The organism is Streptococcus sp. HSISS3 (assembly GCF_000448605.1).
Classification (GTDB): Bacteria; Bacillota; Bacilli; order Lactobacillales; family Streptococcaceae; genus Streptococcus; species Streptococcus raffinosi.
In genome coordinates this window covers 212,503-225,505 of the sequence record NZ_CM002130.1, presented here as the reverse complement: position 1 = coordinate 225,505, position 13,003 = coordinate 212,503, and the positions used below count along the sequence as shown (strand labels likewise).

Annotated in this window: 16 protein-coding genes and 2 pseudogenes; 4 read left to right on the top strand and 14 right to left on the bottom strand. The window is 40.4% G+C overall.

The annotated features are described in order from the left end of the window. Positions 1–4 precede the first annotated feature (4 nt). The 10 genes and pseudogenes from yidD to HSISS3_RS01135 form a co-directional block, all read right to left on the bottom strand. Complete coding sequence (yidD, locus tag HSISS3_RS01180) at positions 5–256, bottom strand: membrane protein insertion efficiency factor YidD (protein WP_042766886.1); 252 nt, start codon at positions 254–256, stop codon at positions 5–7. Further along, a pseudogene (locus tag HSISS3_RS01175) lies at positions 253–977 on the bottom strand (pseudouridine synthase). Before HSISS3_RS01175 ends, yidD begins: the two are co-directional and overlap by 4 nt. Positions 978–1,066: 89 nt before the next feature. Next, a complete protein-coding gene (scpB, locus tag HSISS3_RS01170) occupies positions 1,067–1,654 on the bottom strand; it encodes an SMC-Scp complex subunit ScpB (RefSeq protein WP_021145001.1) in 588 nt (195 codons plus the stop codon). Beyond that, positions 1,647–2,360: a segregation/condensation protein A gene (locus HSISS3_RS01165; protein ID WP_021151415.1), complete on the bottom strand. Its 714-nt coding sequence runs from the start codon at positions 2,358–2,360 to the stop codon at positions 1,647–1,649. The genes scpB and HSISS3_RS01165 overlap by 8 nt, the downstream gene beginning before the upstream one ends. Next, positions 2,360–3,121 carry a site-specific tyrosine recombinase XerD gene (gene xerD / locus HSISS3_RS01160; RefSeq protein ID WP_042771696.1) on the bottom strand — a complete coding sequence of 254 codons (762 nt, stop codon included), beginning with the start codon at positions 3,119–3,121 and terminating at the stop codon, positions 2,360–2,362. Before xerD ends, HSISS3_RS01165 begins: the two co-directional genes overlap by 1 nt. Then, on the bottom strand, positions 3,075–3,557 hold the full coding sequence (gene cbpB / locus HSISS3_RS01155; RefSeq protein ID WP_021151413.1) for a cyclic-di-AMP-binding protein CbpB: 483 nt from the start codon (positions 3,555–3,557) through the stop codon (positions 3,075–3,077). Before cbpB ends, xerD begins: the two co-directional genes overlap by 47 nt. Continuing rightward, positions 3,554–4,075 (bottom strand): metallophosphoesterase, encoded by a 522-nt coding sequence (locus tag HSISS3_RS01150; protein WP_004183713.1) that lies wholly within the window; start codon positions 4,073–4,075, stop codon positions 3,554–3,556. Before HSISS3_RS01150 ends, cbpB begins: the two co-directional genes overlap by 4 nt. Further along, positions 4,057–5,031, bottom strand: a complete 975-nt coding sequence (locus HSISS3_RS01145) for a nucleoside-triphosphate diphosphatase (protein WP_021151412.1) — start codon at positions 5,029–5,031, stop codon at positions 4,057–4,059. Before HSISS3_RS01145 ends, HSISS3_RS01150 begins: the two co-directional genes overlap by 19 nt. Next, positions 5,024–5,839 (bottom strand): glutamate racemase, encoded by an 816-nt coding sequence (gene racE, locus HSISS3_RS01140; protein WP_008535826.1) that lies wholly within the window; start codon positions 5,837–5,839, stop codon positions 5,024–5,026. Before racE ends, HSISS3_RS01145 begins: the two co-directional genes overlap by 8 nt. A gap of 64 nt (positions 5,840–5,903) precedes the next feature. Further along, on the bottom strand, positions 5,904–6,155 hold the full coding sequence (locus tag HSISS3_RS01135; protein WP_008535824.1) for a YneF family protein: 252 nt from the start codon (positions 6,153–6,155) through the stop codon (positions 5,904–5,906). 236 nt (positions 6,156–6,391) lie between these two features. On the opposite strand from HSISS3_RS01135, the gene HSISS3_RS01130 reads away from it, so the two are divergent. Continuing rightward, positions 6,392–6,934 carry a TetR/AcrR family transcriptional regulator gene (locus tag HSISS3_RS01130; protein ID WP_021144995.1) on the top strand — a complete coding sequence of 181 codons (543 nt, stop codon included), beginning with the start codon at positions 6,392–6,394 and terminating at the stop codon, positions 6,932–6,934. 31 nt (positions 6,935–6,965) lie between these two features. Here HSISS3_RS01130 and HSISS3_RS01125 read toward each other — a convergent pair whose 3' ends face one another. Continuing rightward, positions 6,966–8,219: a diaminopimelate decarboxylase gene (locus HSISS3_RS01125; RefSeq protein ID WP_021151411.1), complete on the bottom strand. Its 1,254-nt coding sequence runs from the start codon at positions 8,217–8,219 to the stop codon at positions 6,966–6,968. Positions 8,220–8,353: 134 nt separating this feature from the next. Here HSISS3_RS01125 and HSISS3_RS01120 point away from each other — a divergent pair, with 134 nt between their 5' ends. Further along, positions 8,354–9,490, top strand: a complete 1,137-nt coding sequence (locus HSISS3_RS01120) for a DUF5105 domain-containing protein (protein WP_021151410.1) — start codon at positions 8,354–8,356, stop codon at positions 9,488–9,490. A 37-nt stretch (positions 9,491–9,527) separates the two neighbouring features. Here the strand turns inward: HSISS3_RS01120 and HSISS3_RS01115 are convergent. From HSISS3_RS01115 to HSISS3_RS01105, 3 genes and pseudogenes are all read right to left on the bottom strand, one after another. Further along, positions 9,528–10,217: pseudogene (locus HSISS3_RS01115) on the bottom strand (Bax inhibitor-1/YccA family protein). A 23-nt stretch (positions 10,218–10,240) separates the two neighbouring features. Further along, positions 10,241–10,744 (bottom strand): HD domain-containing protein, encoded by a 504-nt coding sequence (locus tag HSISS3_RS01110; protein ID WP_021151407.1) that lies wholly within the window; start codon positions 10,742–10,744, stop codon positions 10,241–10,243. Positions 10,745–10,846: 102 nt separating this feature from the next. Further along, positions 10,847–11,584, bottom strand: a complete 738-nt coding sequence (locus HSISS3_RS01105) for a TrmH family RNA methyltransferase (protein ID WP_021151406.1) — start codon at positions 11,582–11,584, stop codon at positions 10,847–10,849. Between the two features lie 103 nt (positions 11,585–11,687). On the opposite strand from HSISS3_RS01105, the gene HSISS3_RS01100 reads away from it, so the two are divergent. After that, positions 11,688–11,966 (top strand): acylphosphatase, encoded by a 279-nt coding sequence (locus HSISS3_RS01100; RefSeq protein ID WP_004183724.1) that lies wholly within the window; start codon positions 11,688–11,690, stop codon positions 11,964–11,966. 85 nt (positions 11,967–12,051) lie between these two features. Further along, positions 12,052–12,969, top strand: coding sequence for a membrane protein insertase YidC (gene yidC / locus HSISS3_RS01095; protein WP_004183725.1), 918 nt, complete (start codon positions 12,052–12,054; stop codon positions 12,967–12,969). The last annotated feature ends 34 nt before the right edge of the window (positions 12,970–13,003 follow it).

The window sequence follows — 13,003 nt, the reverse complement described above, 5'->3', positions numbered from 1 at the left end:
TGGATTACTTATCCAAAGGAGTTTTATGACGTTTTAGGCTAAAATAATCTGGAACCGGATCCTCTCCAGTTTCTGAAAAAGGGTGACATCGTAAGATACGAGCAATACCCATAAGAACACCTTTTAAACCATGTTTTTCAATGGCTTGAATCATGTAAACCGAACAGGTTGGACGAAAGCGACAAGACGGTGGAAAGAGGGGAGAAATCCATCTCTGATAGGCCATAACCAGAACAATCAGAAACCTCTTTATCATTTAACCTTGTTAACAGCAGCGTTATGAAGCTGACTGATTTCTTTTTATTGAGACGACGTGATTCACCTGGACGAAGGCCTGTCAAATCAAGAGTCCCAAAACGGGTACGTGACAACTTATCAACAAGCAAGCCCACTGACTCAAACATTTTCTTAACCTGGTGGTTACGGCCTTCATGAATGGTTAATTCAACAACTGAACGGTTCTTTTCATGATCAACCTTAACAATATTGTAACGTGCTGGCTTGGTTTTCTTACCGTCAATCACCACACCACGAGTTAAAGGACGAAGATTTTCCTTGGTCGCAATGCCTTTCACACGCGCCAAATAAACCTTGTCAATCTCATTACGTGGGTGAATCATTTTATCAGTAAAGTCACCATCATTAGTCAAGATAAGAAGGCCCGTCGTATCCCAGTCAAGGCGACCGACTGGATAAATACGTTCCTTAACATGAGGCATAAGATCAATAACCGTCTTACGATCCTTTTCATCAGATACTGAAGAGATGACCCCACGTGGTTTGTTCAGAAGATAGTAAACTTTTTCCTCATTGTAAATAGGACTGCCATTGACTTCAACAGTATCACCGTTTTTGACAATTGTTGCCAATTCCGTAACTGTCTTGCCATTTAGGGTCACACGACCTTCTTTTATGAGTTCCTCAGCCTTACGACGACTAGCCACACCAGCGTGGGCAATATATTTATTAATACGCATTCTTTTTCTGCAGCTTTTGCGCTGTATCCTTTCTACCTAGCATCTCTGCTATGTTCCTTTAGCTTTTGGTAATCAAACTTTACCAAATCTCAAGCTTGATTATCGAAATCCACATGTTCTTCCAAATCTTCTTCCTTAAAGAGACTGGTTTCCTGATCCTCGAGTTCTAGTTGGTCGATAGCCACCAATTCATCCAAACTGTTAATTCCCATATAGTCTAGAAAATAATCCGTCGTCGCATAAAGGTTAGGGCGACCAACAGCATCTTTTTTACCAGCTTCTCGTACCAAATCGAAAGCCTGAAGCTTAGTAATGGCGCCACTGGAATTAACACCCCGAATAGCATCAACCTCAGCACGAGTAATAGGCTGTTTATAAGCAATTATAGAAAGAACTTCAAGGCTCGCTCGAGAGAGACTTTGGTTAATTGGCGTTTTTGAGTACTCACGAAGAAGACTTGCAAAGCCTGCCTTAGTCACTAGCTTGTAAGTATTTGAGGACTCCAATAAACAAAGAGCTGAATCCTCATCTGCCTCATACTTTGCCTGCAATTTTTCCAAGGACTGAGTAAGTCCCGTAACTGGCATTTCCAAAAGCTGTGCCATAGTACGTAGACTGAGTCCATCTTCACCAGCCACAAAAAGTAGGGCTTCTAATCGTGCTAAGTGGCTACTCATTCGTCCATTCCTTTCTTAGTGTGATTGTTCCAAAAATGGTTTCCTGCTGTACCGAAATGCGATGTACCTTAATCAATTCAAGGGTTGCTAAAAAGAGGGTAATCACTTGGTTCATATCCTTAGCATCTGTGAAAAGATCTGCTAGAATCAACTCATTTTTAGCACTAAAGGCCTCCTCAATAACCAACATCATGTCTTCAATCTTATAATCATCACGCACAATGGTCGTGTGATTTCGACGAATCTCCTCCTGCTTTTCCGCCATAATCTTTGAAAAAGCCAAGAAAATATCTTGAATAGTCTTGTCCTGATTAAGGGACACGTCTTCATAAACCAATTCAACCTTTGGCTTTGAAAAATATTGGGCTCGCTCTTCATGTTGTTTGGCAAGCTCTTGACTAGCCGTCTTAAAGCGAGCATACTCTTCCAATTGACTCAAGAGCTCAAGCTCCGGATCATCCGCTTCGGGCTCAGACTCTACAACTGTCGGCAAAAGCTTGCGACTCTTAATTAGCATGAGTTGACTGGCCATGAGCATATATTCACCAGCAACCTCGAGCTTCATTGCCTGCAAGGTTGCCAGATAAGCCAAATATTGCTCAATGACATCAACAATGGGAACATCGTAAATGTCTACTTCATATTTAGAAACCAGGTGGAGCAACAAATCCAGTGGCCCCTCAAAATCTTTTAACTTAATATCCATTAGGTCTTGTAGTATTTCTCCAAGGTCACTGGACTTTTTAGCCCTAGCAAACGAGCCAGTTCAAAGGCGCCCGTTCCCTTTTCAATCTGTCTAAGAATAAACTGCTGTCGCAAAATCTGTGCGGTGACCCCAGGTAATCCACATGCAGTAACATAAGTCTGAATTTGCTTATACAACCATTGACGAGTGAAGGGCTTACCCAGAAGTAATCCCTGACTATTCTCATTCTTAATCATCAACAAGGATTGCTTCAAAGCGCCATCTAGTCTGAGAACACGCTTAGTGCTTCCCTTGGCCACAGTTACAATACCAAATGCCAAGTCAATATCAGCCCAGTCTAGCTCCAAAAATTCAGAAGGTAGGAGTCCTAACTCTAGAATAAACAGACAAGCTAGTTTACCGGGTCCCTCCTGCCCTTCATAAAGCGCTAAAAGCTCCAGTCTCTCTAGCTCCTCTTCTTGAGTAGACACCCTTGCTATTTCTGAAAGTGTTAAAAATTCAGATAAGTCACCCTTTTGATAGAGGTATCGCAAAAATTGATTAACTGCGGACCGCTTACGCTTTTGTACCGACGGTTTCCAATCCTTCAATTGGTTTTCATAAACCTTGAGGCTGGTTGCATCAATTTGTCCAGAGATTAAGTTAGCAAACTGCTTAAGGTCATACACATAAGCCTTCTTTGAACTATCAGAGATAGTCTTGGTACTCAGAAACTCAGTGATCTGAGTTGCCAGTTGTTTTTGGAATGATGATATAGTCATGTGTAAAGTCATGTAAAAGGCTATTGACTGCCTTGAGAATCGATTTTCGCGTAATAATTCCTTTGAAAATACCTTGGCTATCAACGACTGGAAGAAAAGGATTATTGACCAACTTATGCATGACCTCATTCAGACTAGCATTATCTTCCACTGTTTCCATAACGTCTGATGTCATCGGTCTAATATCACGGTTAACCATTTCCCACTCTTGCAAGTTGTGTTCTTCTTGATAACGTTTTATATCTGTCAAAGAAATCGTTCCAAGATAGTGTTTATCTTTGGTCAAAACTGGAACACGAGAATACCCGTTACTTGTCAAAAGCAAAACCACATGATTAGCCTTATGGCTATCAATAAAAATGGCAAGCTGATCTGACGGAATCAAATAATTATCCAAATGAGCCAATAAAAAATCTTCAAATTCTTTAGCAATCATCGTTCAAATTCCTGTGTCAGTTCTGGATAAAGCTCATGATCACGTGTGTAATACTCCACACGAATCTTAGCATTGTCTATAAGCACCTTAGCATAAAGCTTAACATTGATAGGCCCTCGTGGCTGCGAAACAGAGCCTGGATTGATAAATACTGTTTTACCGTTTCGCCAAGCTGTTGCTGCATGCAAATGCCCATAAAGACAAATATCAGCGTCCTCTTGTTGTGCCCAAAGATCTAACTTATCCCAGGTGAAATTGATACCGTAAAGATGACCATGCGTTTGAGCAATAATCACATCACCAAGTTTAACCACCAAGCGTTCTGGATAACCTGAGTCATAATCACAGTTCCCACGAACCACATAAATACCGTCCCAAACCGGGTCACTTGATTCTAACTCAGAATCCCCATTATGGAAAATAGCGTCTACTTTACCTTGGTAACGCTTCTTAATATCTTCTACAATATCACGATCTCCATGAGAGTCACTCATTACAATTATTGATTGTTCTGCCATGCTGGAAAAACCTCCATAAGTTTCTTAACAGCCTGACCACGATGCGACTGTTCATTTTTTTCTTTTGACGAAAGCTCTGCTGCCGTCTTACCTGTCTCACCCACTAAAAAGAGAGGGTCATAACCGAAGCCATTGTCACCTTTTGGTTCTCGACCAATGTATCCCTCCCAGTCTGCCTCAACAACTAGACTATCACGGCCAGGGGCTGCAACCACTAAGGTTGTATGGAACTGAGCTGAGCGTTTATCATCATCAAGCACCATGGCGAGCTCATGTAATAACTTAGCATTATTCTCAGCATCGGTCGCATCAGGACCCGCAAATCGAGCAGACCAAACTCCAGGCAAGCCCCCAAGAATATCAACCTTCAATCCTGAATCATCTGAAAGCACCATTTTACCAGTTAACTCAGAAATCGTTTCTGCCTTCAAACGAGCGTTTTCCTCAAAGGTTGTGCCTGTTTCAGCAACTTCAGGTAAGTCTGGATAATCATTAAGATTTTCTACCGTAATACCGAGTTTTCCAAAAAGTTTACGAAACTCCTTAGTTTTTCCTTCATTACGTGTTGCAATCAACAAAACGTCGCCAAATGTGGACTGACTCTTAGAACCAAAGAAATCTTCCAAAGCGACTCCTTCTTTAGGCACATGGACATAGACAAGTTTTTCACCTTCACTGACGAGTAAGGCACCCTGATGTTGTGTAACAGCCAAATCGCGACCAGTATTCTCCTTCAAACTGTCTAAGATAAAAGACACCAAGCGAAGATCTGATGAGTGCTTAACAATATGCAACTGGAAGCCACTAACAGCAAGTGCATTTGTCAATCCCTGGAAAAAATCAACATACTGTTCATAAGCCTCATCGCCACCAAAACAGGTCAACTGATTGTAACTGCCAAAACTAGCCAAGTACCAGTCTTGCTCATCTTTATATTCAAAAATTGATTTAGTCATTTTCTAACTCCTTGTCCAGATCTACGTGCTGAACAGTAACGGCTTCACCTAGCCATTGATCCGCAATTTCTTTAAAACCTCGCACACTGGCTGTGGTGTAATATTCTTCTGTCTTATCTTCAACTTCACGACTACGATTAATCTCAAAATAATTGAGCAAAACGGATACATCACGAACAGTCTCAGCACCGCTATCAATTAACTTGACACTTGGTCCCATGACATTTTGGATAATAGGGCGTAATAGTGGGTAATGGGTACAACCCAAGACCAAGGTATCTACCTTACCGACTAAGGGCGCCATGCTTTCGTAGACAATCTTTTTAGCCACACTTGATTTAATCTCATTGGATTCAACAATGGGGGCAAAGCGAGGACAAGGCAAACTCAAAACAGCCATCTGTGGTGCCAAACGTTTGATTTTTTGTTCATAGATGTTAGAGGCAATCGTCATAGGGGTGCCAATCACACCAATTTTGCCAGACTGACTAGACTTAATAGCTGCACTAGACCCTGGCAGAACCACACCCAACACTGGTATATCCAAGGCTTCTTTGATTTCTTCCCAAACCACTGCCGTTGCTGTATTACAGGCAATAACAATCATCTTGACATTTTTAGTCAGAAGGAACCTAACCAACTGCCAGGTATACTCTCTGATTTGTTCCGCTGGTCTTGGACCATACGGGGCTCTAGCAGAGTCGCCAATATAGACGACAGACTCATGAGGCAACTGACGTTTAAGCTCACGTACCACCGTCAGGCCTCCGACGCCAGAATCCAAAAATCCTATAGGTCGATTATCCATCTTGCCTCCTTATCCCCTTACGTTACATGTAAAAAGCTGAGATTCACGTCCCAGCTCCCCACCATTATTTTTTCTTTTTCTTGCTATTCGCAAGTGCTTGTTTTTGTTGCTTGATAATTTGGTTATATGTTTGACGTACCCTTGCCTCATTAGGTTTTTGTCCTGCTGCAGACATCATGGTACGAACAGCGTCCACATTCAAACGAGGATTTTCAGCTAACTCTTTCTCCATTTGTTTGCGGGCAAAATATGCGCCTCCGTAGAAGCCAGCCAAGAGGGCTACAAAAACAAGAATAATCCAAAGGACGGTGTTCATAAATTCTATTCTCCTATAACGTTAATTATTTCCTATTATAGCAAAAATGCCACTTACTGACAAATAAGACGATGGTTTCTAAACCACCAAAAAATTTTTTGACTAAAATACTAGTAAAATGAGAGTTTCAGTTTATTTTACTTACAACTGTAAAGGACTTGTAAGATTTCTAGAAAAAAATAGGTTATTATATAGGTTGTGGAATTATTATTATGTTTATATAAAGGGGTTTATTTATGCTAAAGGAAGCAACTATTTCCGAACGAAAAATTGTCAACGCATTTATTGAACTCTTAGAAGAGAGTTCACTAGAACAAATCAGCATCACAGACATCATCAAGAAGGCTAATCTTAGCAGACCAACCTTCTACTACTACTATTCAAATAAAGAGGATTTGGTTGAGACCACCTTCTCAAAAATTTTAGATAACGTCTCAAGCATTTTGCAAGAAGACATGACTTACCAAGAAGGTGTTGTCACTGAGATGCTACATTATCTTAAGGACAATCGCAAACTATGTCTCACACTAATGACGCATATTCCCAACATCAATGGAATGATCCGTGAATTCATTATCGAGACTATCCTTAACTCTGATATTGAAAACGTCACAGAGCTTATGGAACAAAGCTATCATATCCCAGCCAAGTATTCATTGGAAGTTTACGTTAGCACTATTGTTACCATTCTGACACTTTGGCTCAAGGAAGACTGTATCGAATCTCCTGAGGAGTTAGCAGATATCATTCTTGAAGCTGTTATCATTAAAGTAAAATAAGCTAGAGCCTTATAGGCCTAGCTTATTTTTGTTAGATTTCAAAATCAAAACCGTCAAGTGTCGCAAAGTAATCATTCATGGTCTCAGCACGACGAATCATGCGAGCTGTTCCATCTTCTTGATAAAGGATTTCCGCAGAGCGAAGACGACCATTATAGTTGTAACCCATTGAGAAGCCGTGGGCACCAGTGTCATGGATAACCAAAGTATCTCCAATACGAGCTTCTGGCAATTCACGGTTCTTAGCAAACTTATCATTATTTTCACAAAGCGAACCTGTCACATCAACTACTTGAATCTCGCCATTGGGATTGGTCATATTAGTGATGTGGTGGTAGGCATCATACATAGCTGGACGGAGCAAGTTAACCGCAGACGCATCGACACCTACATAACGACGATAAGTGTCCTTAATGTGAAGAACTTTAGTTACTACGAGACCATGAGGCGCTGTCATGTAGCGACCAAGTTCAGTATAAATACTGATGTGACCTAGACCATTTGGAACCAAAATCTCATCAAATTTAGCGTGGACGCCCTCACCAATAGCTGCAATATCATTTTGTTTGTTAGCCGGAGTATAGTCGACTCCAACACCACCAGACAAGTTAATAAAATCAAGACTGACACCTAATTCGTTCTTGATTTCTACAGCCAATTCAAATAGCTGAGCAGCTAAGGTTGGATAGTACTCATTAGTGACGGTATTAGATGCTAAAAAGGCGTGCAAGCCAAATGATTTAACCCCTTTTTCTTGGAGGTAGGCATAACCCTTAAAGAGTTGTTCCTTAGTCATCCCAAATTTAGATTCTTCAGGATGGTCCATAATGTCTGTACCAAGAGAAAAGACACCACCTGGATTAAAACGCAAAGAAAGGGTCTCTGGAAGTCCCGCAACTTCTTCTAAAAAGAAAATATCTTCGTAAGCATCAAGGTTAATTGTCGCATCAATGTTACGAGCATATACAAATTCTTCAGCACGTGTGTCATTAGAAGTAAAACTAATCGTAGTGTTATCAAATCCAATTTTCTTACTCATGACAAGCTCTGTATCTGTTGCACAGTCCACTCCACAGCCTTCTTCCTTCAAGATTCTGAGGATTGCTGGATTAGGTGTTGCCTTGACAGCAAAGAATTCTTTAAAACCTGGATTCCATGAAAAGGCTGCATTTACAGCACGTGCTGTTTCACGAATGCCTTTTTCATCGTAAAGATGAAAAGGTGTTGGAAATTCTGCAGTAATCTGTTCAAGTTTATCTGCCGTAATAAAAGGTGTTTTTGTCATTTTATTCTCCATTTTTTGCATAGTAACCTTATTATAGCATAAGAAAAGGTTTGAAAACCAAAATTCTAATCATCTCGATGGGGTTTTCATGTTACAATAGACATATCACTTAAACAAAAAATGGGAGATTATTTATGAAAAAATATCTTTACTCTGGGGCACTTGCTCTAGCAACCATCTTGACATTATCAGCATGTGCCAAGCCAAAACTCGATGCCAAGTTATCTGTTAATGATGTCGTTCAGATGTCAGGAAGCAACCTCAAACTTAAGGATAACCAAAGTCTGATTGAAGTATCTTTTAAACTTGAGAATACTTCTGAAGATATGGAAAAAGATTTGAAAACATCTGCTAAACAATTCTACCTCAAAGATAAAGATGGTAAAAAAGTCACAGCAAGTAAGCTTGACAAGAGTGACCTACCTTCTCTCTTTAAGAAGAATAAGGACGTCAAGGACGCTACGGATGATTTTGGAAAAGTTGAATCAGACGACTATAAGTCTGCATCCCTCTTCTTCGAAGTTAAAAACAACCAAACCTATAAACTATACTTTGAATCTAAAGATGAAAAAACCGAGGGTGAAACTGTTTCTACCGACCTAAAAGGCTTTGACGGTAACGCAACTACTAATGTTAAAAAGGCTGTAGATGCGTATTTCAGTGCTGTTCTTCTAGGCGGAGAGAGCAAGGACTACAGCAAGTTCGTCTCTAACGATTTAGACAAGTCTAAAGGCGAACTCAGCCAATATTTCTCAGATCACCTTCAATACAGTTATGAAGGAACTGGCAATATCAAACCAACTGGAGATGAAGTTCCAAAAGTTTTCGACTGGGTTCAAACTGCTAACCGTGAGCGTGGTCATTATACTGTTGACAATATTATTGTCACTAAGGATAAGGCAGAATTTAACCTTGATTTGTCAACCATTAGTATGAAAGAAGCTGACGATGCCTATGTTGCTAGCCATCCAAATCTCACAGATGAGCTTAAAAACTATCTGCAAGGTAAGGGAGCTAACGCTGATAATGTCGACCAATTGACCAAGCAATACTACATGGAAACTTACTTGCCTAATTCAATCAAAGAAGTCAATCCATCAACGCCAAAAACTGAAGGAACCAATGTATTTGATGGTTATTCAGTCGAACTAACCAAAAAAGATGATAAATGGACCTTCCCAGATAAAGAAAACTATGTAGGAAATTGGGAACACTATCCTCTCTTCTATGCATACACAGGGCAACAAGGAACACTTACAAGTTATCGTTAATCATCAAAAAAATCAGCCGTTTGGCTGATTTTTTTAACTAGTCACGACTTGCAAAGAGTCGTAAGATATTTAAGAATAGGTTAATAAAATCTAAGTAGAGACTCAACGCCATTGAAACTGCCCAGCCATCTGAGACCTGACCATTCATAGCGTAATAAACCTTTTTAATCATTTGGTTATCATAAGCAATTAATCCAGAAAAAATGAGGACCGATATAATACTAATGACGAAGCTCATTGTACCACTTGCTAAAAAGATGTTTACCAAGCTGGCAACAATAATCCCAATCAAGGCTGCCATAAGAAATTTAGCCATTCCTGACAAATCACGTTTAACAGAAATACCAATAAGTGACATGGTAAAGAAGACAATCGCAGTACTAATGAAGGCTTGAAAAACAGTAGCCTGCGTGTATTGGACAATGATAAAACTTAATGTAAAACCATTTAAGGCTGAATAAACTAAGAATAACGGCAGGGCCGCAGGTGTATTCTTTCGTGCAGCACCACTAGCCAAAAAAACCAGAGCTAACTCAACAAAAATGGCTGCCGTATAAACTCAAGAATAGTTCATGAGAATATTAACAAAAAGATGTGAGAAGGGGCCCAACATTAAATAAGAAATGACTGCTGATAGACCTACTCCCATACCAACAAGGCCATAAATTTTTCCGAAAAAGCGGTTTAATCCCGCATCACTAGTTGTATAAATTGCATTGGATTCCATAAATATCTCCTTAAAATAATAAATTAATGGTGGTGACTTCGTAGCGCCTTACGACGAAAATGCTTACGATTTTTAATTCGGTTTCGTAAGGGTGTCGCCGCTTCCTTAACCGCCCAATACTTATCTACCATGGTAACAATATAAGATTCCTTATACTTTGGTGGGGCAATCGTTGCTCCCCACATATGCTTGAGGATAATGTCCTCTTCTTTTTTGTTTAGGTTAACAAGCTTCCTAGCGTTACGCACAGCAATACGTGGATGCACCCAAGCATGACTCTTATTAAATTTGGTCACCCGCCAATCATAATAGAAAAAATCATGTAAAAGACCACCACGAGCAGTACTCTTAGCATCCCAGCCAAATTTTTTAGCAATCTTGTAGCTGGTATAACTAACATTGACCGAGTGTTTCAAACGTGTCGAATGGTGATGCTGTACAATTCCATCCAATTTTTGAAAACGTGGGTGTGAGATCAAATGTCCCACAACTTCCATGAATTCTTTATCGTCTTCTGGTCGTTTCATAATAATACCTCATTAACGTTTCTAATGCTTTTTCATTATACCACTAGAGCTTAAATTTACTTTAAAAGGTTCGCCTTTTTCGTCTAAAATCATCCCTGAGACCTAGAGACTAAACATGAGGATTCCTGCTGCCACAGCAACATTTAAGCTTTCTGCTCGACCTGGCATATTAATATGTACAAGTTGATTCACAGACTCAGCCATATCCTGACTAATTCCCTGACCTTCATTTCCCATCACTAGGGCAAAATTGCCATCTGTCTTAACTGCTCTATAGTCAACGGAAACAGTTGAAAGTGTCGTTGCCAGGATGGGGAAACCTTGTTTTTGGCAAGTCTCAATCATCTCAAAAATTGGTCCGCGATAGATTGGTAGGTGAAAATGACTTCCCTGCATAGAACGTAGAGTCTTCTGATTATAAATATCAGCCGATTTGTCCGACAAAAAAACTCCGTCATAACCCGCTGCATCTGCTGTACGAATCATTGTTCCAACATTTCCAGGATCCTGCACATCCTCCAAGAGAAGATACTTACCTGAAAGAGACTCTGGCAGGCTCTGAGATTCTTTAGCAACTTCTGCCACGATTCCCTGAGGCGTCTGAGTTTCACAGAGCTCCTTGAGCACCTCGGGGCTGACTAACTTGACCTTAGACACATCTACCACACGATCTGCCATCTCCTCAAGCACGAAAACTTGAAGAATCTCAGCGCCACTTGCTTTGGCCTCCTCAAAAAGATGCCATCCTTCTAAAAGATAGCTAGTTTTACGATGCTTGCCTTGCAATAATTTTCTAGCAGTCTTAATACTAGCATTTTGCTTTGATTGAATGATTTCCATACCCTCATTATAGCAAAAATTCCTTGATAAATCTTGGGCTTGACCGACTTTATAGCAAGGATTATACTAAAAGAAAGAGCTTTCAAATAGGAGGTCATAGACCATGCAAAAAGTAAGATTAATTGTCTCAGGAAGGGTGCAAGGCGTTGGCTTTCGCTACTCAACTTATGCCTTGGCATTAGAAATCGGTGACATCTACGGCCGGGTCTGGAATAACGATGACGGGACAGTTGAAATTCTAGCACAATCTGACCAGCCTGCCAAATTGGCCAAATTTATTCAAGAAGTTCGAAAGGGACCTTCAAAATGGTCTAAGGTGACCTACGTTGATGTCACCATGGCTAACTTCTCTAATTACAGTGATTTTCGCATGGCCAATTAAGATGGGACTACCATTTTTAGCTTGTTCTCTTTCCTAAAAAAAGGTAAAATAGACAGGTATAACTAAAAACAAAAGGAATGATATTGTGAATAAAAATCAAAAACGACTAGCCCTCATGGGGCTTGCTACCAGCATGCTTTTCTTCCTATCAGGATGTGTGAGCCTTGATAAATCTGGTAATCCTACTGGTTGGGTCTGGAACCTTCTTGGTCGCCCAATGAGCCACATCATCACCTACTTTGCAAATAATCTAGGACTTGGGTTTGGACTTGGTATCGTCTTCGTAACCATCATTGTTCGTTTGATTATCTTGCCACTTGGTCTTCATCAATCTCGTGGTGCAGCCTACCAAGCCGCAAAACGTGAATACCTTGCACCTATCTTGGAACCAATCAACGAACGTTTGCGTAATGCTGAAACTCAAGAAGAAAAGATGGCTGCCCAATCTGAACTCATGCAGGCTCAACGTGAAAATGGTGTCAGCTTGATGGGGGGCGTTGGTTGTCTGCCTTTATTGATTCAACTTCCATTTTTCTCAGCTCTCTACTATGCTGCTCGTTACACTCCTGGTGTACTACATGATCACTTCCTCTGGTTTAATCTTAATAGCCGTGACTTCCCATTGATCATCATTATTGCTGCCCTTTACTACTTCCAATCTTGGTTGTCTATTCAACAAGTTCCTGAGGAACAACGTAAGCAAATGGCAGTAACCATGTACAGTATGCCAATCATGATGATTGTCTTTGGTATCAGCTCTCCTGCAGCTGTAATCCTCTACTGGTTTGTCGGTGGTATCTTCTCTATTATCCAACAATTGATTACCAACTATATTATTAAGCCTCGCTTGCAAGAAAAGGTTGCTGAAGAGTTTGCAAAGAATCCTCCAAAAGCACCTCGTAAAACACCAGGCACTCGCAAAGATGTGACACCTAAAAATACTCAAGCTATTGCTAATAAACCAAAGAAAAACCGTAACGCCGGTAAGCAAAATCGAAAATAATGCATCAACTCTCTTGGCAATTCCGAGAGAGTTT

Coding starts and splice junctions, on each gene's coding strand:
- HSISS3_RS01145 (WP_021151412.1), bottom strand. CDS start 5,031: ATGACTAAATCAATTTTTGAATATAAAGATGAGCAAGACTGGTACTTG.
- HSISS3_RS01110 (WP_021151407.1), bottom strand. CDS start 10,744: ATGAAACGACCAGAAGACGATAAAGAATTCATGGAAGTTGTGGGACAT.
- HSISS3_RS01165 (WP_021151415.1), bottom strand. CDS start 2,360: ATGGATATTAAGTTAAAAGATTTTGAGGGGCCACTGGATTTGTTGCTC.
- scpB (WP_021145001.1), bottom strand. CDS start 1,654: ATGAGTAGCCACTTAGCACGATTAGAAGCCCTACTTTTTGTGGCTGGT.
- HSISS3_RS01120 (WP_021151410.1), top strand. CDS start 8,354: ATGAAAAAATATCTTTACTCTGGGGCACTTGCTCTAGCAACCATCTTG.
- HSISS3_RS01100 (WP_004183724.1), top strand. CDS start 11,688: ATGCAAAAAGTAAGATTAATTGTCTCAGGAAGGGTGCAAGGCGTTGGC.
- HSISS3_RS01125 (WP_021151411.1), bottom strand. CDS start 8,219: ATGACAAAAACACCTTTTATTACGGCAGATAAACTTGAACAGATTACT.
- HSISS3_RS01150 (WP_004183713.1), bottom strand. CDS start 4,075: ATGGCAGAACAATCAATAATTGTAATGAGTGACTCTCATGGAGATCGT.
- xerD (WP_042771696.1), bottom strand. CDS start 3,121: ATGACTATATCATCATTCCAAAAACAACTGGCAACTCAGATCACTGAG.
- cbpB (WP_021151413.1), bottom strand. CDS start 3,557: ATGATTGCTAAAGAATTTGAAGATTTTTTATTGGCTCATTTGGATAAT.
- HSISS3_RS01105 (WP_021151406.1), bottom strand. CDS start 11,584: ATGGAAATCATTCAATCAAAGCAAAATGCTAGTATTAAGACTGCTAGA.
- HSISS3_RS01130 (WP_021144995.1), top strand. CDS start 6,392: ATGCTAAAGGAAGCAACTATTTCCGAACGAAAAATTGTCAACGCATTT.
- racE (WP_008535826.1), bottom strand. CDS start 5,839: ATGGATAATCGACCTATAGGATTTTTGGATTCTGGCGTCGGAGGCCTG.
- HSISS3_RS01135 (WP_008535824.1), bottom strand. CDS start 6,155: ATGAACACCGTCCTTTGGATTATTCTTGTTTTTGTAGCCCTCTTGGCT.
- yidD (WP_042766886.1), bottom strand. CDS start 256: ATGATAAAGAGGTTTCTGATTGTTCTGGTTATGGCCTATCAGAGATGG.